The following is a 20,888-nucleotide window of genomic DNA, read 5'->3' on the forward strand; positions in this document are numbered from 1 at the left end:
TACATAAGTGTTCAACAAACGATGGAAAAAGATCCTTTTATGGACGCTGTCAGTCATTGTAGTTCTGGGTGTTGGTGGTTTGTTCGCTGCGAATTATGCGGTCGATAAGCTGATGAATTCTATGGTGGATGGTTTTGATCTGGAGTCTGAGGATCAAGTTAGTGGTGGTCAAGATCAAGGAACTGCACCTGAAGATACAGTTGCAGATGGGAAGGTCGAACCTGTAGCTTCTGCAACACCTGCTCCATCAACAGATGATAAGGGAAGCAAAGATACTGGGGATACTGGAAAAGATACAACAGCTTCTACTTCTAGTGAACCTACGAAAGCTCCATCAACAGATTCGAAAGATAGCTCTTCAGATGGATATACGGCACAGGTCTCAACAGATAAAGCTAAAGAAATTCAAGAGAACGTAACGATGAAGGATAAAGCAGATGTAGCTGCTATTGTGCTCGGTCAACTAAGTGTATCTGATATCAACCGTCTAAAAGATCTTGCCAAGGGTGGCCTAACGCTTGATGAGAAGCGGGAAGCACGCAGTATCATCCTCGGTAAGGTTTCCGAAGAACAATACAATGAGCTTTCACAGGTTGCCAAGAAATATGGTATCAGTCGCGGGAAGACACATGATGAAATCCTTAAAGAAGAAGAACAATTAAAAGCGAAAGAAAAGGGAAGTGAATAAGTATGTCTAAAGCAACGCTACCAGTCATAGCTCTATCGTTAATAGCTTCAATATGGTTAGCACCCTTAACGGCATCCGCTCCTATTTCCGTATCAGCAGCAGCGGTACCAAATGCAACAACTAAGGTGGCAACAGCTACGGTCAAAGTACAAAGTATGAATGTAAAGATGATTTTTGACGGTGTTAGCATTCAACCACCAGTAGGGCAGTACGTGTTTATGTATAACAATACAACTTATGTTCCATTGCGGTTTATGTCATATGCCATACAGAAGAGTGTGAGCTGGGATGCTAAGAACGTTAAGGTTACCGTAGCAGAGCCTAACAGTTCAGAGCTAGTAGTGATTAAAGAGTATTTAATGAATGCAACAAATGGTACTAGTGCTTCAGCAGAATCTAAGAATCTTTTACTCAATCAAGTGAAGGCAAGTTATGTATTTAACGGTGCAACCAAGGCACTGCCTGCAGGCCAATCCAGCTTCATCTTGAATGGCTCTTTATATGTACCTATACGTTTTTTATCGGAATCTGTAGGTCATAACATTAGCTGGGATCAGAAGACGAAAACCATTACTGCCGCTTCTAAGGCGTATCAAGAGCAAGGTGGCAAAAATCCATCTCCAGTAGCGACACCAGCACCAACGGATTCAACTGGTGCAGCTGGTGGTGGTACTGCGGGTACTGGGAAAGTATCTTATGAAACTATTACTAGTGAAACGGAAGCAAAGCTTACTGCACTCAAAGATCAAAGCCAATCGACATTAATGAGTATTGCGTTAGAGTATCTCGGAGCAAAAGATGAAGCGAGTAAAAAGAGTATTAAGGCTAAAGGTGTACAACAACTTTCAGCGTTTACTGCTAGCTTCAATAGTATAGTTGCCGACACTGAACAAAAACTGAACAGTAATGGCTATAGTACGGCTATCATAAGTCAATATAGAAGTGAATTTGAATCGCAGCTTCAATTGGGTAAAGATTTGGCTGAGGGAATGGCTAACTAAACAAGATAAGACGATAATCTCTATGTCTTTGACATAGAGATTATGTACATAGATTACATAGATAGAAAATAGTAACTTAAAGGATCAGGTGAATTTATGAGACCTTATGTTTACGTGAAACAAACCATTGATTTTCTGCTGGCTTTAATCGGAATGTTAGTGTTATGGCCGGTTTTCTTGATCATTGCGATTGCGATTAAGACAAGCTCAAAAGGCCCTATCTTATTTAAACAAAAGCGATTAGGTAAAAATAAATCGGAATTCTACATCCTTAAATTTAGAACCATGCGAACGGACACTCCTAATGATATGCCAACTCATCTATTGAAGGATCCGGATTTCTTTATTACTAAAGTAGGTAAGTTCCTAAGAAAAACAAGCTTGGACGAACTACCTCAGATTATTAATATCCTCAAAGGTGAAATGAGTATCGTTGGACCTCGCCCTGCGTTGTGGAATCAATACGACTTGATTGCTGAAAGAGATAAATACGGAGCTAATGATATTAAGCCAGGGTTGACTGGGTGGGCTCAGATTAATGGTAGAGATGAGTTGCCCATTGAGAAGAAGGCGAAGCTGGATGGAGAATATGTTGCAAGTCTTTCTTTTATTTTTGATATAAAGGTATTTTTTATGACGATCCTGAGTGTTCTTAAATCTGAGGGTGTAAAAGAAGGAACGAATAAACAGGAAGTGTCTTCTACTAAAGGGGTAACTTTATAAAATGAGTAAACGAAAGATATTAATTACTGGCAAAGGGAGTTACGTTGGTACCAATTTTATTAAGTGGCTGGAACAATGGCCAGATCAATACGAAGTTGTGGAACTATCGGTAAGAGGTACGGAATGGAAGGAACGTGATTTTTCAGTTTATGATGTAGTGCTCCACTTAGCGGCTCTAGTCCATAAAAAGAAAAATTTAATTTCTAAACATGATTACTATACAGTTAATAGAGATTTAGCATTAGCTGTAGCGAAAAAGGCGAAAAGTGCAGGTGTTCGACACTTTATTTATATGAGTAGTATGGCTGTTTATGGAGTTGAAGGTTCCATTGGGAAAAAAATGAATATTAATCATGATTCAATGTGTAATCCTGTGTCATTTTATGGTGAAAGTAAAATGGCTGGAGAGAACGAGTTAACGAAATTAAGAGATGATCAATTTAAGATAGCAATTGTAAGACCGCCGATGGTATATGGGCCTCATTGTCCTGGAAACTACGAAAGACTTAAGAAAATAGCCCTCTCAACACCTATATTTCCACTAATAAAAAATGAGAGAAGTATGATTTTTGTTGATCATCTGTCAGAATTTTTGAAAAAAATAATTTTTCACAATGATGAAGGGGTATTTTTACCGCAGAATAAAGAGTTTGTTTGCACATCAGAGCTTGTTAAAATTATAGCGAAAATCCACAACAAGAAGATATATTATTCTCCGGGACTTGGATTTGTAATTAGGTTATTTGGAGGGGGATCGTCTTTTGTTGAGAAAGTGTTTGGTAATTTATATTATGACAAAAGAATATCCCATCATGAAAAATATGATTATTGCAGTTTTGATTTTGAAGAATCTATTAAGAGAAGTGATACTATTAACATTTAAAGGTGCATATTAAATGAAAAAAATATTATTTACAGCAACAGTTGATAGTCATATCATAAATTTTCATCTTCCGTATTTGAAATATTTTCAAGATAAAGGTTATGAAGTACATGTTGCCAGCAATGGTGATACTCAAATTGCATATACTAATGTCAAACATAACGTGCCATTTCAGCGATCTCCATATAAAAGAGAAAATATACTTGCTTATAAGGAATTGAAAAAAATTATTACTAATAATCATTTTGATCTTATTCATTGTCATACTCCAATGGGCTCAGTGATAACAAGATTAGCTGCCAGAAAGAGCAGACAGAAAGAGACGAGTATTTTTTATACTGCCCATGGATTTCACTTTTTCAAAGGAGCTCCATTAAAAAATTGGTTGTTATTTTATCCTATGGAAAAATGGCTTTCTAGATATACTGATTGTTTAATAACAATTAATAATGAAGATTATAACATAGCAAAAAAAAAATTCAGAAGTAAAGTAATGTTAATCAATGGTGTTGGTATCAATCTTGATGAATTCTCTATTCAGACGCTAGAGGGCAAAAATCGTCAACGTATTGATAAGGGTTACAACTTAGATGACTTTATTCTTATATATGTTGGTGAGTTAAGCTATAGAAAACATCAAGATTTACTTATAAGGGCAGTTAATATTCTAAAGAATAAGATTCCTAATATAAAGCTTTTACTTGTTGGAACAGGTGAAAAGCTTGAAGAATATAAATCACTGTCTGAAAATCTGGATTTAAAAGATTATGTTGAATTTTTAGGGTATCGTAATGATATTAATAATTTGATGCTGCTATCTGATATTGCAATTTCATCCTCGAGACAGGAAGGCTTACCAGTAAATATAATGGAAGCTATTAGCACTGGTCTTCCACTATTAGTATCAAACTGCAGGGGAAATAGAGATCTTGTTATAAATGGTGAAAATGGTTATGTGTTTAATTTAAAGAGTCCTGATGAAGTTGCTTTACAGATTATAAAGCTACATGACTCACAAGCTTTAAGAAAAGAGTTTTACAATAAAAATATTCTTTTAAGAGAACAATTTGCAATTGAGAAAATTATGGAAGATATGATTGACTTATATAACTGCAAATAAGAATAGCATTATCAAATAAAATTAGATGAGGCTCTTTTATAATGAATACACATGTTACAGTATTACATGTTGTGAGTAGTTTAGGATCTGGAGGAGTTGAAAAATTCCTATATAATTGTTACATGAATATAGATAGAAAGTTAATTAAATTTGATTTTATTACTCATAATGACTGTGGAATAATGGAAGGAAAATTGAGCAAAGAAGGCTCGAAAATATATCATCTATCGCATAGAAGAAAACACCCGATAAAATCTGCAATAGAAGCGTATAAGATTTTTAAAAATACAGATTATGATATTATCCACTTTCATGGGAACTTGGAAGTATGCCTGGAGCTATTAATGGCATTTTTAGCCAGGAAGAAAATACGTATTAGTCACGTTCACACTTATTTTAAAAATCCTAGTCGCTTTCGAAAAATTACAAATATATTTAGTAAGTTCATTTTGAATATGCTTGCTACTCAGCATTATGCTTGTTCTAGAAATGCTGGGGAATGGGGATATGGCAGAAAGAAACTTGAAAAAGGTAAAGTTAGCATCATATACAGTGGTATTAAGATCGAAGAATTCATCTTTAATGAAGCTATAAGGGAAAAGAAAAGAAAAAAAATGGATTTAGAGGATTGTTTAGTTGTTGGAAATATCGGTAGATTAGTACATGAAAAAAATCATTTATTTCTTTTGGAAATATTCCAAACTCTAATTGAAATTAATAAAAATGTTGTATTAATTATAGCCGGAGATGGCCCCTTGAAATACCTAATTGAAGAAGAAATATCTAAAAGAGATTTGACTGGTAAAGTGAGGTTATTAGGTGAACGATCTGACATTAATGAATTATTGATGGTTATGGATGTTTTTTTATTACCTTCTAAAAATGAAGGTTTAGGAATGGTTCTAGTAGAAGCTCAAGTTTCAGGTTTAATTAGTTTTGTTTCGAATAGTGTGCCTGAAGAAGTTAATATAACTGGGAAAGTTTATGCTCTCCCTCTTGAGGAGAGTCCCAAAGTTTGGGCTGAAACTATTCTTAATACTAGTTCTTTCGAGAGATTTAATGAAGTTAATAAAATGAAAAAATCAAGTTTTGACATAAAAATTATTAGTGAGCTTTTACTGAAAGAATATATGCAGATAAAATAAAATGAGGGTACCTTTATGATTATATACATTTCAATTTTTTTAATGCTATCCCTTTTATCTTTTTTTGAAATTTTTGTGAAATCGAGAAATTTAAATAAACGAAAAATAATAACTATTATATGCTTGTTTTTTTTGTTTATATCTTCAATAAGGTGGCAGAGGGGGACGGATTGGAATGCCTACTATAATTATTTTATAAATATTAAAGCTATACCGCTTAAAGATAATACACTCTTCGAAATTGGTTATAAGTATTTGAATTATTTTACAAACAGCATTTATGATAATTACTCATTTTTTCTATTAATATGTGCTTTAATTGTTTATTTTTTTCAGAGTAAAACTATCCAGAAATTTTCCTATTCTGATAAGAACATTACATCATCTGATTATATTAAGGAATATCCCGTTACAATGCTTTGGATTATGTGGTCACTGTTTCTTGGCAATATATTTGTTGTCAGAAGTACAATAGCGTATATAATTCTATTTTATTCTTTGATATGTATTCGAGATAAGAAAAAAATTAGTTTCTTACTTTTAGTTGTGTTGGCTACTTTATTTCATAGATCTTCACTGATTTTTGTTGTTGCATATTTTATTTATTATTTTAGAATCAATAAATATTCAATAATGTTAATAGTGCTTTTAATTCCGGGTTTATCATTTTTCACTACTGATATAATGTATTTTTTGTCCACAATATTAGGTGGAAGTTATGAATCAAAAGTAATAAATTATATCAGTAATAATAACATTGGAGAAGGGGTTTTTGGGTTAGCAAATACAGTTATATTAGTTGTTATTTTTTTATACTTATTTATAAGCAAATATGAAAATAATCCTTTATATAGTGGATTGTTCAAGATTTTTCTTTTTGGTTCGATTCTTTACTTTGGTACATACTTTAGTTCTGTTTCTTTAACTAGAATTGCCTTACCTTTTATGATGACACAAATTATATTATTACCTTTCATATTTAAGGGGATAAAGAATCATTGGCTAAAAGTAGTAGTTTTTTTAATATTTCTTTCATATCTAGCATTAAGAAATTATTCTGTATTATTAAACTATTGGGATTTATATATTCCATTTAAAAGTATATTTAATATAGACCTAGATGTAATAATTTATTAAATAAAATATGAGGATAAATAAAAATGAGAATTTTGTTTATTGATTTAATGTCTCCAATTGGTCATAAAAATTATAATTATGGTATTCTTCGAGCGTTAGGAGAGTTTGATGAAGTAGACCTGCTAATAAGAGAAAACTATCTGGATTTACATGATAAGCATTTGAATATAAACGATATCTCATATATACCAGATAAATATATTCCGGAAATGATTATTTCTGAATATAATAATTTAGCATTATTTAAAATTGGATACAGAATAAGGCAGTTTCAGTGCTTAAAATGGATAAAGAAAAATTTTAAATTGGAAAAATATGATCTTATTTTTTTTAGTTCTGTGGATATTATTTCTTTTTCAATTGCGACCCGATTTTTAAAACAAAGATGTGTCTTTGTTGATCATGCAATATCTGATATAAACTATAGTTTATTAAAAAGAATTGCCTGGAAAAATTTAAGTAAAAAATTAGAACTGATAGTCCTAGAACCATATATAAAAGAGTACATGATTAACGAAGTGGGTATAAGAAACAAAGTTTGGATAATACCCCATCCACTTCCTAAGATTCAAGTAAAGAAAAATTTTGATAGTCTAAAGGACGAAAGTAAGATAATATTTGCTCCTAGTTTAAGTAATGATGAAAATTTTATAAGAAGTATAATTAACTGTCATGAAGAAATACCGGAAAATACTAAAATAATATTTAAAAGTAAACACTTTGAAGTTAAGTTAAAAAAGATAGAGGTATATAATTCAAGAATAACTGATGAAGAATATTTTGATACTATGGCTAAAAGTTCTTATATTTTATTACCCTACGATGATAAATACAACTTCAAAACAAGTGGAATCCTATTTGAAGCGGCGGAAATGAATTTGCCAATTTTGTTGCAAACAAATAATACTCTGAAATATTATGCTGATTCTTATCCTGATAAAATTGTAACTTTCAATAATGTTAAGGATTTATTGGAAATACTTAATCGTGATGAAGAAAATATAAAGTTCACATTTGTTAGCCATGAGAAATTGCTATTTGACTATTCAGATAAGGTTATAAGCGAGAACATTAATAGAATAATAAAAAATTTATCATAAGTATTTCAGATGATTAATAGATTTTTGTGGAGGAATTATGAAAATATTGATAATTAATGATTATATTGTTTACGGTGGAACTGAAGTACAAACTTTAAGAGAAAAAAAAGCATTAGAGAACAACGGTCATGAAGTGTTATTGATAACCTTAGATGAAAAAATTTCTGAAAAAGATAATGTTTACAATGAGGGTAATGGATTTTTTAATATTCCTTTAATGTATTCTTCTATTAGAAGAAACCTAAATCGTATGAATTTATTACGTATTAACCATAGGTTGTATGATGTTTTGATAAGTCGGGTAAAGAAATTCGCTCCTGATGTAATTCATTTGAATAACCTGAATAAGGAACCATTTACCGTTTATTCTGTTATAAAGGATTTCAAGTCATTTCAAACATTAAGAGATTATTCAGCCATATGTCCTCTTGGTACATGTATAAAACCTGATGGGAGTATTTGTTGTGGATATCAGTATAACAATTGTAATAAGGTTTGTGGTAGCTCTCTTGCTAGAAAGTTAAGATTTTCCTTGTGGAAAGATATTAACGCCTACAGAAAAGAAAGTATAAAAAAATACATTTCCCCAAGCAAGAAATTATCCGAATTTTGTATTCAAAATGGATATAACACTACCTGTATTAATAATTCCTTTGATTTCGAAAAGTATAAACAATTTGAAAAAAATACGGATTTTGAAATGAAAAAATTCCTCTATTATGGTGCTATCAATACAAAAAAAGGAATTATGGAACTTTTAGATGCATTTGAAGAGTTTCAAAAGGACAAAGAGGTTGAATTGTTAATAGCTGGTAAAATTTATGATGATGTAAAGGATCTATTTGAAAAAAAAGTTACTGAATGTGAGAAAATTAGATATATTGGTTCTCTTGAATATTCGGAAATGATGTACACTTTGCGAGATGTTCATACTATTATAGTTCCATCAGTATGGATGGAAAATTACCCGAATACGGTGCTTGAAGGCTTAGCATTAAAGATTTTAGTTATAGGTAGCGATCGAGGAGGGATACCAGAAATGCTCTCTGACAATAGAGGATATACTTTTGATGTAACAAATAAAATAGATATGATTGATAAATTTAATAGAGCTTATATGTTAACTCCTACGGAGTATAAAGATATTACTGATAGTAATCAAAAATACACAGTCAATAACAATTCGTTGGATAAATATTACTCTAGACTTATTGCTTATGTGGAAGAATTCATTTTATAAACGTAAGCATAGAAAGGGACTGCATAATGAGATTAGTGAATCAATTAAAATCGGTGGTTAAAGAGCCTAAGAAAATCTTTTTGTATGCAAACTATGTTGGTCTATTAAATTGGATGCCAGATAAGCTTTATCTTAAATTAATGTTTAAAGTTAAAATGAATAAGAAGCTTAACTTAAATAATCCCATTACATTTAATGAAAAATTACAATGGTTGAAATTATATGATAGAAAGGAAATTTATACAGAATACGTTGATAAATTGAAAGTTAGGGATATAGTTAGAACGCTAGTAGGTGACTCTATTTTGATTCCTTTATATGGAGTTTATGAAGATTTTGAGAGTATTAATTTTGAGAGTTTACCAAATTCATTCGTTTTGAAGTGTACCCATGATTCTGGTGGAGTGATAGTTTGTCAAGATAAGAATAAGTTAAATATAAAGGATGCAAAGAAGATAATTAATCGCAGTTTTAAGAGGAATTTTTTTTATAATGGAAGAGAATGGCCTTATAAAGATGTTAAGCCTAAGCTGATTTGTGAACAATATTTAAGAAGCACTAAAGATACTGAACTTATAGATTATAAATTTATGTGTTTTAATGGGAAGGTAAAATGTTCATTTATATGTTCTGGTAGAAATACAAATGAGGGATTGAATGTAACTTTTTATGACTTGGACTGGAAAAAACTTCCTTTTGAGAGGTATTATCCTAAAAGTAATTTCAATTTTCAGAAACCCGTGAATTATAATAAGATGATAGAAATATCTGAGATTCTCTCACAAAATACTTCATTTATGAGAGTTGATTTTTATGAATTGGATGGGGTTTTATATTTTGGTGAAATGACCTTGTATCCAGGTTCAGGGTTTGAAGGATTTGAACCCTTCAAATATGATAAATTATTGGGAGACTGGATAACTTTGCCCAATTAGAACTTAAAAGACTATTTAAAGGAAGATGAATTTTGAATGAATTGGACTTATCAAAGCAGATAAATAAAGCTATTAAGTGGTCTACAATTACTGAAATTCTCTCGAAAATTGTTACACCTATCACTAATATGGTTCTTGCTAGAATTATCACTCCCGAAGCTTTTGGGGTAGTTGCAATGATTACCATGATAATTAGTTTTGCTGAAATGATTGCTGATGCAGGGTTTCAGAAATACATAATACAGCGGACTTTTAAAGATAAAAAAGAAACATATGAAAATATGGAAGTAGCTTTTTGGACTAATTTTATATTTTCTATTGTATTTTTAGGATTAATTATTATCTTTCGTGAACAAATAGCAAATTTTGTAGGAAATCCTAATATGGGTAATGTAATAGCTATGGCTTGTATACAATTACCTCTTCTGTCTCTCTCAAGTATTCCTATGGCACTTTATAAAAAGAATTTGGAGTTTAAAGTGCTCTTTTTAGTAAGATCAGTCTCAATTTTTATACCATTATTAATAACAGTACCTTTAGCATTTTTGGGTCTTAGCTACTGGGCTATAATTATCGGTTCTATTTTAGTACAGTTATCTAATTCTATTATTTTAATAATCAAGTCAACATGGAAACCTAGATTTTTCTTTGATATTAAAATTTTAAAGAAAATGTTTTCATTTAGCATATGGTCGTTGTTTGAGTCAATCTCAATATGGCTAACAATATGGATTGATACGTTATTAATTTCAAGTGTTCTTGACACATATTATTTAGGATTATATAAGACTTCACTTAATATGGTTAATTCTTTAATGTCCATAGTAACTGCTTCAATTACAACTGTTTTGTTTTCAGCTTTATCACAACTGCAAAATGAAGATAGCGCATTTAAGTTAACCTTCTATAAAGCTCAAAAAATGATAGCTTACATTATTATTCCCTTAGGAGTAGGATTATTCTTATACAGTGAGCTAGCTACAAAAATTATGTTAGGCAGTCAATGGGTTGAGGCAAGTAAGGTTATAGGTGTTTGGTCTTTTACCTCTGCTCTAACCATAGTTTACTCTAATTTAAATAGCGAAGTTTATAGATCTAAAGGGAATCCGAAATTATCCTTCATACAGCAAATTATTCATTTATGTTTTTTAGTGCCTACTTGTTTAGTGAGCTTAAAGTTTGGTTTCTGGCCTTTGGTTTATTCTAGGGCATTTATAAGGATACAAGCTATATTGCTAGGGTTTTATTTCATGAGAAAATTCATGGGATTTTCTACTTTGAGTATTTTAAAAAACACCGTTTTCCCTTTATTTTTTAGCATTGGTATGGCAATTTGTGCGATTTCGCTAAAATTATTGTCTGGAGCTACATGGTGGAGTTTCTTATCAATACTAATCTGCTTGATGGTATATCTATCTTTTATGTTTGTAGTAGCAAGAAATGATTTTTATTACTTTAAAAATTTTATTTTCAAAAAAGGAAAAATATAAATTATTATAAACTATTTAGTTTAAGGAGGACAGCTGTTTCCATGTACAAAATTGCCGTAGCCGGAACCGGCTATGTCGGCCTTGTGGCCGGCGTTTGCTTTGCAGAAGTGGGGCACCAAGTAACTTGTGTCGATATCGACGAGGAGAAAGTCCAATTGATGAAATCGGGTACTTCTCCAATTTATGAAGCTGATCTTGAAGGACTTATGCAGAAGAATTACGCAAAGGGAAGAATCGATTATACTACAGATTATGCAAAAGCTTATAGGGATGCAGATGCAATCTTTATAGGCGTTGGAACACCTGAGCAACTGGATGGTTCCGCAAATCTAACATACATAGCTAATGTGGCCAGACAAATTGCTGAAACAATTGAGCATGATTGTTTGGTAGTGGTTAAATCTACAGTTCCTGTGGGGACTAATGATAAGGTAGAACAGTTCATCTATGATTTCTTGCCTCAAGATGCGAAAGGGCTCACTGGAAATAGTAGTGGAACCAGTAGGAAGATCAGAGTAGAGGTAGCATCTAATCCGGAATTCTTAGCGCAAGGTACAGCAGTTAGAGATACTTTGCAAGCGGCAAGAATCATTATTGGAACAGAGAGCAAATGGGCAGAAGATATACTAATGAAAATTTATAAGCCGTTCAATATTCCAGTTGTATCTGTTAAAAGAAGATCTGCAGAGATGATTAAATACGCATCTAATGATTTCCTCGCTCTAAAGATATCTTACATGAACGATATTGCTAATCTCTGCGAATTGGTAGGGGCTGATATTCAAGATGTATCTAGAGGTATGTCTTTTGACGAACGCATCGGCAGTAAGTTCTTAAATGCTGGTATTGGTTATGGTGGTAGTTGCTTCCCTAAAGATACGAAGGCGCTAGAATACTTAGCAAGACAAAATGGCTATGAGCTTAAAACAGTTAAAGCTGCTATTGATGTGAATACTAACCAAAAGACGATTCTATTTAAGAAGGCCACTAAAAGACTCATTACCTTCAACGGCCTAAAAGTAGCAGTGCTGGGATTGACGTTTAAGCCTGGAACAGATGACTTAAGAGAAGCTGCATCACTTGAAAATATACCTTTGTTATTAGAACAGGGAGCAGAAATTCATGCTTATGATCCTGTTGGGAAAGTGAATTTTTCGAAGGAGTATCCAGAAGGTCAGAACGGCAAAGGAAGTATCAAATATGTTGAGAGCATAAAAGAAGCACTTGAAGGTGCTAATGTCTGTTTTGTATTTACAGAGTGGGGAGAGATAAAAGAAATTCAACCGGAAGTTTATAAAGAATTAATGAGAACGCCATTAGTATACGATGGTAGAAATTTGTACGGGGTTCAAGATATGAAAGATGTTGGCGTTGAGTATTATTCCATCGGAAGATAGTTGAAGGGGCGAGCTATTTGAATGATATACCTGTAGATAACACGAAAACATTTCTAATTACTGGAGCAGCAGGCTTTATAGGATATTATTTATCTAAAAGCTTATTGGAGCAAGGCAGCCGAGTTCTCGGTGTTGATAATATAAATGATTACTATGATGTTAACCTCAAATACGGTCGCTTAGAGCAACTAAAGTTGTTTAGCCGTTTTGAATTCATAAAAGTTGATATCTCAGACAAGGACTTAATCACTAAGGTCTTTGAAGAATACAAACCGAACATAGTTGTAAATCTAGCAGCACAAGCAGGGGTACGATACTCTATAGAGAATCCTGATGTGTATATTCAAAGCAATATTGTAGGTTTCTTTAACATTCTTGAAGCCTGTAGAAATCATCCAGTTGACCATCTTGTATATGCTTCATCCAGCTCAGTTTATGGATCTAATAAGAAGGTTCCTTTTGAGGAATCCGATGTTGTAGATCATCCGGAATCGCTATATGCAGCTACGAAAAAGTCAAATGAGCTAATGGCGCATACATATAGTCATCTTTATAAGATACCGACTACTGGTCTACGGTTTTTTACTGTTTACGGCCCTATGGGCCGTCCAGATATGGCCTACTTTGGATTTACCCAGAAATATTTTGCTGATGAATATATTAAAATATTTAATAATGGTGATTTTAAAAACGATCTTTATCGAGACTTTACTTACGTAGACGACATTGTAGAGGGTATCGAGAGACTTTTAAGTAAAGCCCCGACAGAAACTGTTCCTCATAAGGTTTTTAATATAGGAAATAACAGTCCAGAAAAATTAATGGTATTTATTGAAACATTAGAAAAATGTTTAAGCAAGGCTACTGGTAGAGAAGTGATATTTAATAAAATATTTGAACCCATTAAACCCGGGGATGTACCTGCAACTTATGCATCTACAGATTTATTAGAACAAGCTGTAGGATTTAAGCCAAGAACTTCCATAGAGGAAGGTTTACAGAAATTCGCTGATTGGTATGTGGAATACTATGATGCAAGATGAGGTATTGTTTTGAGCAAAATTCAGCTGTGAATTAATAAGTGTTTAAAAATTAGTCATTGAGATAGGAATATTGTATGAAGAGCAATACAAATAAATTGAAGAAAAAAAGAAAAAGACTTAATTTGATATGTGTAATTTTTCTATTGATTTTCTTTTTCTTCTTCACAGCTGGCCGTTTTCTAACCTTAACTCAACTACCCAAGCAAGCAGACGCCATCATCGTTCTCAGCGGAGGTCAAGAAAGGGTAGAAAAAGCAGCCGAGTTATATAAAGCTGGCTACGCTCCTTCTATAATTCTTTCTAATGCCAAAGAGTCGACGAGTTCATCAGGTGATATGCTTCAAACTGCCTTTAATCTCGGTATACCACATGACGCTATCTATACCGAGAAAGCAGCCGAAAGCACTAACCAGAATGCAGAGTTCACACTCTCTGTAATGAAGGAACACGATTTTCATTCTGCAATTGTCGTTTCCTCGGATTTTCATATGCGCCGGGTTAAGTTTCTTTTTGATCGTGTGTACAAAAAGTCAGATATTGAGCTTACGTATGTAGCATCTGCCTCAGGATATAACGCTAAGCGCTGGTGGAGTGACCGAAAGAGTAGGGAAACAACGTTCAACGAGTATGTGAAAATGATCGGTAATACCTTCGGTTTCAATGGATCGGAGGCAAAAAGTATTCTTGATCAGATGAAGAACTGGTTTCGCTAGCTTGGAATAGCATATACTTTCTCCGAGGTGGTCGTTATGAACGAAGCAAACTTAGCTTGTAAATCATTTGGAGAAGTAGCATCGATAAAAGTTGTAAAACCTGAGAAGTTTTGAAACACATATCTGATGCTCTATTCTCAGAGGAATTATGACGATATTCAGAACTACTAGTTAATAAAATGTCCTTCCCACTCCCACCAACTAATAATTAATCACAAAATAACCCATCCTAACCGTAGCGAACCTGCGGTTTTTTATTTATAATAATTATTATCTGGATTTCATAAAGCGTTCAAAAAATCTGTAAAAAGTCGTATTTTCGTGTGATATACTTAACACAGTGTTTTGAGATGTTGTGAAAGTGAATATTATGTAAAAATATTCTTTAATATAACTGTACACAGTAATGAATAGAGACTAGGATGGTGAACTATCGATGCACATCGTCGTCGTTGGCCTGAATTATCGTACGGCTCCCGTGGAGGTTAGGGAACAGTTTGCTTTTGCGGAGAGTGATCTTCCGGCAGCGCTTCATCAATTGATGAAGACGAAGGGTGTGCTGGAAGGGGTCGTAGTAGCCACCTGCAACCGTACGGAAATTTATGTGGTCATGGACCGCCTTCATATGGGAGGGTATTTCCTCCGCGGCTTTATGGAGCAGTGGTTTGGAGTGAAAAATGAGCAATTTGCACAGCATATGTATATATATGAAGACGAGCAGGCGATTGCGCATTTGTTCCGCGTGACCTGCGGCCTGGATTCCATGGTGATTGGCGAGACGCAGATCCTGGGACAGGTACGGAGTTCTTTTCTCACAGCTCAGGCTGAGGGTGTAACTGGAACTTGGTTCAATCGGTTATTTAAACAAGCGGTGACACTCGGCAAGAGAGCACATAGTGAAACGTCAATCGGCGAAAGCGCAGTATCTGTCAGTTATGCGGCAGTGGAGCTGGGCAAGCGGATTTTTGGTATGTTCACTGGTAAAAGAGTGCTGATCCTCGGCGCCGGCAAAATGAGCGAGCTCACTGTAAAGCATCTATATAGTAGTGGTGCGGCTGAGGTGATTGTCGCTAACCGTACGCTGTCGCGTGCGATTGAACTGGCAGAGAAGTTCTCGGGTAAGCCAAGCACGATTGAAGATGCGCTAAAAACTCTTAATGAGGTAGATATCGTGATCAGCTCAACGGGAGCTGACGGCTATGTACTTTCGGCAGATCAGGTAGCGAATGCTATGAAGCGTCGCCCTTCGCGGCCGCTTTTTATGATTGATATAGCTGTACCACGTGATATTGATCCTGCAGCGGCTAATGTGCCAGATGTTTTTTTGTATGATATTGACGATCTGGAGGGCATTGTGGAGAGCAACCTGGAAATGCGCCGGAGTGAAGCTGCGAAGATTGAAGTGATGATCGGTGAGGAAATGGATGAGTTCCAGCTGTGGCTTAAGACGCTTGGCGTGAGACCGGTAATCCGGGCGCTTCAAGATAAGTCGAATGCGATTCATGAGGAAACGATGGAGAGCCTGTTCAATAAGCTGCCTGAGCTGGACGAGCATCAGCGCAAGGTGATCCGTCGCTTGACCAAAAGCATTGTGAACCAGATGATGCATGATCCAATCAATGTAATTAAAGAGATGTCCGGTGGCAAGCAGGGGAATGAAGCTCTTGATTATTTCTCCAAAATCTTTGCGCTACAGGAACAGCTCGAATCTAATTCAGATGGCGGAGATTCCGCCCCGGTTAAGCAGTCTAGTTCCACAGAACGTACTGCCGGTAGCGGCGATTTTTCTGTGCCTAAGACGGTACTTGCTCCGGCAGGCCTGTTGGGTAGGTGAGTGATATGCAACTGCTGAACGGAATATATGATGCCGCTCTGCTGCTATATGCCCTGAGCCTGCTGTTTGTTTTCTCGGATTGCCTTTATCGCAACCCGAGTGGGAAGCGGTTAGGCACGGGGCTTCTTGTTGTTGTGGGTCTTTTGCAAGCTGCAGGACTGGGGATTCGTTTCTCTCAGGAGAAGGGACTGCCCATTTTCACACCTTATGATTTCTTGTTCTGGTTTGCATTTAGTATTGTGCTGACTTCGCTTGCGGTGGCTTTTACACGTGGAGGCGAGTTTACGATTCTGCTGCTTAGTGTGGCTGGATTCTGTGTTTTTCTCCTAAATCGGGTGTGGCTGACGGCGGGGGGACATACGCTTGAGACTTGGAGCTCGGTGTATGGCTGGTTGACAATGCATGTGATTTTGGCCAATTTGAGTTTTGCTGCACTGACGCTTGGGACGGTATTTGCAATATTGTACTTATTCCTGCACACCAGACTCAAAAGCAAGCAATGGAGTGACCGAATTCGTCGTTTACCGAACTTAGAGACTACAGATAAATATTCTTACACCGCTATTCTGGTGGGGACTCCTTTGCTGGCAATCTCTCTGGTGGTGGCTAGCTTATCTATTGTTTCTGAGGGACGGACATTATTATTGAAGGATTTAAAAGTACTAACGACACTTATTGGCCTTGGAATTTACATATTTTATATTATCTTTAAGAAATCCGGGCGGAAAAGTGGAGTAAGTATGGCTCGCTGGGCGATTTTAGGATATGCTTTTACTATCTTGAATTTTTTGTTGAATTCTTTATCTGGTTTTCACGGTTGGAGCGGGGAGTGAAGAGCATGACTCGGTATTTGCCCATAATGCTGGATTGTGAAAAGCAACAGGTTGTGGTTATTGGCGGTGGCGCCGTGGCTGAACGGAAGGTGAGTGGGCTGCTGGAAGCTGGAGCGGTAGTTAAGATGATTAGTCCCTCTTTGACAGATACGCTTGCCTCTCTAGTGAAAAAGGGTCTCATGACCTGGCATGACCGCCCTTATGCTCCCGGAGATCTCCGTGGGGCCTTTCTCGTATATGCAGCCACTAACGATAGAACGGTTAATGAAGAGGTTGCGCAGGAGTCTAGGCGACTTGGCATTCATGTGAATGTGGCTAGCCATGCGGAAGCGGGGAATTTTATCACGCCCGGGGTTGTACGGAGGGGTCGTTTAACGGTAGCTGTATCTACTTCGGGTGCTGGTCCGCTTGCGGCTGCGAGGATTAAAAGTGTGCTTGAAGAGGCGCTGGATGCGGCGTATGAGCCATATTTGGATTTTGTACATACCATGCGAACCCGGATTAAGGAACAAGAATCTTCTGCTGAAGTTCGTGGCAGACTTTTGCGGAAGCTTGGGGCGCTCGATGTGTTAAATGAAATAAGAAACGGTAGCTTTATTGCGTGGAGCCCGGAGGATATGGACGCTTGGATTGCTGATCATCGGGCGGAGTAAAAGTGCGCGTGGACACTGTGAAGATTACAAAATTAGGTTAGATTAATGATATGAGTACGGTTGATGTGGCTGAAATGGTCGAAAGAGCGGCAAAAATACCCCTTAATTGAGTAATAGTCGCCGATAGAGATAAATGAAGGGTATAAATACCCTTGAATTGCTCTAAAACGCTCATATTAGTTAAAAGAGGGGTAAAAATACCCCTGAATTGAGCTATAACCGACGAAGGAGCTAAATTAAGGGCAAAAATGCCCTTTAAATAGTGTGGAGTAGCTTTTGGTTAGTTTGGATTACTATATACGGTCTACGGTGAAGAGTAAGAGGCAGACGTAATCAGGAGGAATGGACAATGCGTAAGATTATTGTGGGGAGTAGACAGAGTGCGCTTGCGTTGACGCAAACGGGGCATGTGATTGCGGATCTGGAGCGACTGAGCGAGGAGCATGGTTTTGGATTCACTTTTGAAGTGAAAAAGATTGTTACAAAAGGGGACCGCATCCTAGATGTCACCTTGTCCAAGGTAGGCGGCAAAGGGTTGTTCGTGAAGGAAATCGAGCAAGCGATGCTGGACGAAGAAATCGACATGGCGGTGCACAGCATGAAGGACATGCCCTCCGAGCTGCCGGAGGGGCTGATCAACGGCGCTGTGCCGAAGCGCGTCGATCCGCGCGATGCACTGATCTCTAACGGAGGCGTCTCGCTGGACGAGCTGCCTCAGGGTGCACGCGTAGGCACAAGCAGCCTACGCCGCTCCAGCCAGCTAGCTGCGCTGCGGCCTGATCTGGTCATTGAGCCCGTGCGCGGCAACATTGACTCGCGGCTGGGCAAGCTGGAGAGCGGCGAATACGACGCGATCCTGCTTGCAGCAGCGGGGCTGTCGCGCATGGGCTGGCAGGATCGCGTGAGCGCCTACCTGCCGCCGGAAGTTTGCCTGCCCGCTGTAGGGCAGGGCGCACTCGGCATCGAGTGCCGCGCAGATGACGCCGACCTGCGGAAGCTGCTGGCGTTATATAACGACGCCGATACAGCGTTGACGGTGGCGGCGGAGCGCACTTTCCTTGGCGCGCTGAACGGCGGCTGCCAAGTGCCAATTGGCGCTTATGCGGTGCTTGACGCAGCCGCGGAAGCCACTACTGCGGAGCACAAAATAATCTCCTTAACCGGAATGGTGGGAACACCTGACGGTTCAACGATTTTGAAAGAAACTTGCACTGGGGTAGACCCGGTACAGCTCGGCGAAGAAGTCGCTAAGAAGCTGATCGCAAGAGGAGCGGAGAAGATACTGTCAGACGTTAGGGGATGAGGGGATTGACGGGGAAGGTTTATTTGGTAGGTGCAGGTCCCGGGGACGCAAAGCTGATTACTGTAAAAGGCCTCGAGTGTATTCAAAAAAGCGACGTGCTGGTGTACGATCGGCTGGCAAGTCCTAGATTGCTGAAATGCATGAAGCCCGGCGGCGAGAAGATTTATGTTGGCAAGCTGCCGGATCGCCACACGATGAAGCAGGAAGAGATTAATCAATTGTTAGTTGATCTGGCTTTACAGGGGAAAACAGTGGTGCGGCTGAAGGGTGGGGACCCTACGATTTTTGGCCGCGTAGGTGAAGAAGCGGAGCTGCTGCGCAAAAATGGGATCTATTACGAAATCGTACCGGGTATCACGTCGGCGATCAGCGTACCTGCTTATGCGGGTATACCTGTCACGCACCGCGATCATGCTTCTTCCCTGTCGATTATCACCGGACATGAGAGCCCAGATAAACTGGATCATTCCATTCATTGGGATAAAGTAACGAATGCCACGGGGACGTTAGTATTCCTGATGGGCGTAGCTAAAATAGGATATATCAGCGCCCAGCTGATCAAGCATGGGCGTCCGCCAGAAACACCAGTGGCGCTGGTGCGCTGGGGTACCCGCGCAGATCAGGAGACACTGACGGGAACCCTCGCCGATATTGAGGCGAAGGTGAAGGCGGCAGATTTTCAGCCGCCAGCCGTCATCGTCGTTGGCGACGTGGTGCTGCAGCGTGAGCAGCTCAAGTGGGCCGAGGCGATGCCGTTATTCGGCAAACGCATCGTGGTGACACGGGCTCGGAGCCAAGCGAGCGAGCTGGTGGATATGATTGAGGAACTCGGCGGGGAACCCTACGAGTTCCCGGTGATCGAGACGATCATGCCGGAAGGCGCAGAGAAGAAGGAGAAGATTGCAGCGGCGTTTGGCGCGCTGGAATCGTACGATTGGGTATTCTTCACTAGCCCGAACGGCGTGGAGTTTTTTTGGCGCCACTTAGCGGAGCAGGGGGCGGACATTCGGGGGCTTCACCGCGCAAGGATTGCAGCAGTGGGGCCGGGTACAGCAGCCGCGCTGGCGCAGCGCGGGGTAATTGCTGAGGAGCTTCCGGCGAAGTTTCAGGCGGAAGGTCTGATTGAGACGTTCGGTCCCCAGCTGCTGCCGGGGCAGAACGTGCTGTTGCCGCGCGGCGATCTGGGGCGCGACTGGCTGCCGGACAAGCTGAGAGAGCTTGGCCTTCAAGTCACAGACGTCGATACCTATGAGACGGTTGTGACGGGTGAGGATGACGACGAGCTGCTGAAGCTGCTGGAGGAGGGGCGCGTTCACGCGGTGACTTTTACTAGTTCTTCGACGGTGCGCAATTTCATCCACATTTTGAAAAGAATGGGGATCGAAGATCCACTCCCATTGCTAGCTAACGTGAAAATAGCCTGCATCGGGCCATTAACCGAGCAGACTGCCGTGGAAGCGGGGCTTACCCCGGGACTGCTACCTGAAGAAGCAACTATTAATAGTCTGGTGCAGGAACTCTGTCGATGGAATGCGGAGACTAGGCTCAAGTAGTTTCATAGAGATAGGTGAGCTATAGCCCTATTAATATAAGTAATTTTAGACTGGTTGTAGTTTGTACAATAGAATCTCTTAAATTTAGAATCAATTC

The 20,888-nt window shown here is 37.9% G+C and carries 19 protein-coding genes; all 19 read left to right on the forward strand.

The annotated features are described in order from the left end of the window. Nucleotides 1–7: 7 nt before the first annotated feature. The 19 genes from MKX60_RS09960 to cobA all read left to right on the forward strand — a co-directional run bounded on the left by MKX60_RS09960 (nucleotide 8) and on the right by cobA (nucleotide 20,791). Nucleotides 8–688 carry a hypothetical protein gene (locus MKX60_RS09960; RefSeq protein ID WP_341059674.1) on the forward strand — a complete coding sequence of 227 codons (681 nt, stop codon included), beginning with the start codon at nucleotides 8–10 and terminating at the stop codon, nucleotides 686–688. A 2-nt stretch (nucleotides 689–690) separates the two neighbouring features. Next, nucleotides 691–1,689, forward strand: a complete 999-nt coding sequence (locus MKX60_RS09965; RefSeq protein WP_341059675.1) for a stalk domain-containing protein — start codon at nucleotides 691–693, stop codon at nucleotides 1,687–1,689. A 96-nt stretch (nucleotides 1,690–1,785) separates the two neighbouring features. Beyond that, entirely contained in the window at nucleotides 1,786–2,412 is a 627-nt protein-coding gene (locus MKX60_RS09970) for a sugar transferase (protein WP_341059676.1), read from the forward strand. A gap of 1 nt (nucleotide 2,413) precedes the next feature. Beyond that, nucleotides 2,414–3,295 (forward strand): NAD-dependent epimerase/dehydratase family protein, encoded by an 882-nt coding sequence (locus tag MKX60_RS09975; protein WP_341059677.1) that lies wholly within the window; start codon nucleotides 2,414–2,416, stop codon nucleotides 3,293–3,295. Between the two features lie 13 nt (nucleotides 3,296–3,308). Beyond that, nucleotides 3,309–4,415, forward strand: a complete 1,107-nt coding sequence (locus tag MKX60_RS09980; protein ID WP_341059679.1) for a glycosyltransferase family 4 protein — start codon at nucleotides 3,309–3,311, stop codon at nucleotides 4,413–4,415. 41 nt (nucleotides 4,416–4,456) lie between these two features. Then, the gene (locus MKX60_RS09985) at nucleotides 4,457–5,560 is read left to right on the forward strand and encodes a glycosyltransferase (RefSeq protein ID WP_341059680.1); all 1,104 of its coding nucleotides are present in this window, start codon (nucleotides 4,457–4,459) and stop codon (nucleotides 5,558–5,560) included. A gap of 15 nt (nucleotides 5,561–5,575) precedes the next feature. Further along, the gene (locus MKX60_RS09990) at nucleotides 5,576–6,697 is read left to right on the forward strand and encodes an EpsG family protein (protein ID WP_341059681.1); all 1,122 of its coding nucleotides are present in this window, start codon (nucleotides 5,576–5,578) and stop codon (nucleotides 6,695–6,697) included. 23 nt (nucleotides 6,698–6,720) lie between these two features. After that, complete coding sequence (locus MKX60_RS09995; RefSeq protein WP_341059682.1) at nucleotides 6,721–7,797, forward strand: hypothetical protein; 1,077 nt, start codon at nucleotides 6,721–6,723, stop codon at nucleotides 7,795–7,797. 37 nt (nucleotides 7,798–7,834) lie between these two features. Next, nucleotides 7,835–9,037 (forward strand): glycosyltransferase, encoded by a 1,203-nt coding sequence (locus tag MKX60_RS10000; protein ID WP_341059684.1) that lies wholly within the window; start codon nucleotides 7,835–7,837, stop codon nucleotides 9,035–9,037. A 26-nt stretch (nucleotides 9,038–9,063) separates the two neighbouring features. Then, on the forward strand, nucleotides 9,064–9,972 hold the full coding sequence (locus tag MKX60_RS10005) for an ATP-grasp fold amidoligase family protein (protein ID WP_341059686.1): 909 nt from the start codon (nucleotides 9,064–9,066) through the stop codon (nucleotides 9,970–9,972). Between the two features lie 32 nt (nucleotides 9,973–10,004). Further along, nucleotides 10,005–11,462 (forward strand): lipopolysaccharide biosynthesis protein, encoded by a 1,458-nt coding sequence (locus MKX60_RS10010; RefSeq protein WP_341059687.1) that lies wholly within the window; start codon nucleotides 10,005–10,007, stop codon nucleotides 11,460–11,462. 41 nt (nucleotides 11,463–11,503) lie between these two features. Next, a complete protein-coding gene (locus MKX60_RS10015; protein WP_341059689.1) occupies nucleotides 11,504–12,859 on the forward strand; it encodes a UDP-glucose dehydrogenase family protein in 1,356 nt (451 codons plus the stop codon). A gap of 17 nt (nucleotides 12,860–12,876) precedes the next feature. Next, on the forward strand, nucleotides 12,877–13,902 hold the full coding sequence (locus MKX60_RS10020) for a GDP-mannose 4,6-dehydratase (protein WP_341059691.1): 1,026 nt from the start codon (nucleotides 12,877–12,879) through the stop codon (nucleotides 13,900–13,902). Nucleotides 13,903–13,976: 74 nt separating this feature from the next. After that, entirely contained in the window at nucleotides 13,977–14,615 is a 639-nt protein-coding gene (locus tag MKX60_RS10025) for a YdcF family protein (RefSeq protein ID WP_341059692.1), read from the forward strand. Between the two features lie 436 nt (nucleotides 14,616–15,051). Then, entirely contained in the window at nucleotides 15,052–16,449 is a 1,398-nt protein-coding gene (gene hemA / locus MKX60_RS10030) for a glutamyl-tRNA reductase (protein ID WP_076286482.1), read from the forward strand. 5 nt (nucleotides 16,450–16,454) lie between these two features. Further along, on the forward strand, nucleotides 16,455–17,282 hold the full coding sequence (ccsA, locus tag MKX60_RS10035; RefSeq protein WP_076286483.1) for a cytochrome c biogenesis protein CcsA: 828 nt from the start codon (nucleotides 16,455–16,457) through the stop codon (nucleotides 17,280–17,282). 5 nt (nucleotides 17,283–17,287) lie between these two features. Continuing rightward, entirely contained in the window at nucleotides 17,288–17,935 is a 648-nt protein-coding gene (locus MKX60_RS10040; protein ID WP_341059694.1) for a precorrin-2 dehydrogenase/sirohydrochlorin ferrochelatase family protein, read from the forward strand. 349 nt (nucleotides 17,936–18,284) lie between these two features. After that, entirely contained in the window at nucleotides 18,285–19,238 is a 954-nt protein-coding gene (hemC, locus tag MKX60_RS10045) for a hydroxymethylbilane synthase (protein WP_283908776.1), read from the forward strand. Between the two features lie 5 nt (nucleotides 19,239–19,243). Continuing rightward, nucleotides 19,244–20,791 (forward strand): uroporphyrinogen-III C-methyltransferase, encoded by a 1,548-nt coding sequence (gene cobA, locus MKX60_RS10050; protein WP_341059696.1) that lies wholly within the window; start codon nucleotides 19,244–19,246, stop codon nucleotides 20,789–20,791. Nucleotides 20,792–20,888 lie beyond the last annotated feature (97 nt).

It is taken from the genome of Paenibacillus sp. FSL R5-0914 (assembly GCF_038004525.1).
Lineage (GTDB): Bacteria > Bacillota > Bacilli > Paenibacillales > Paenibacillaceae > Paenibacillus_AQ.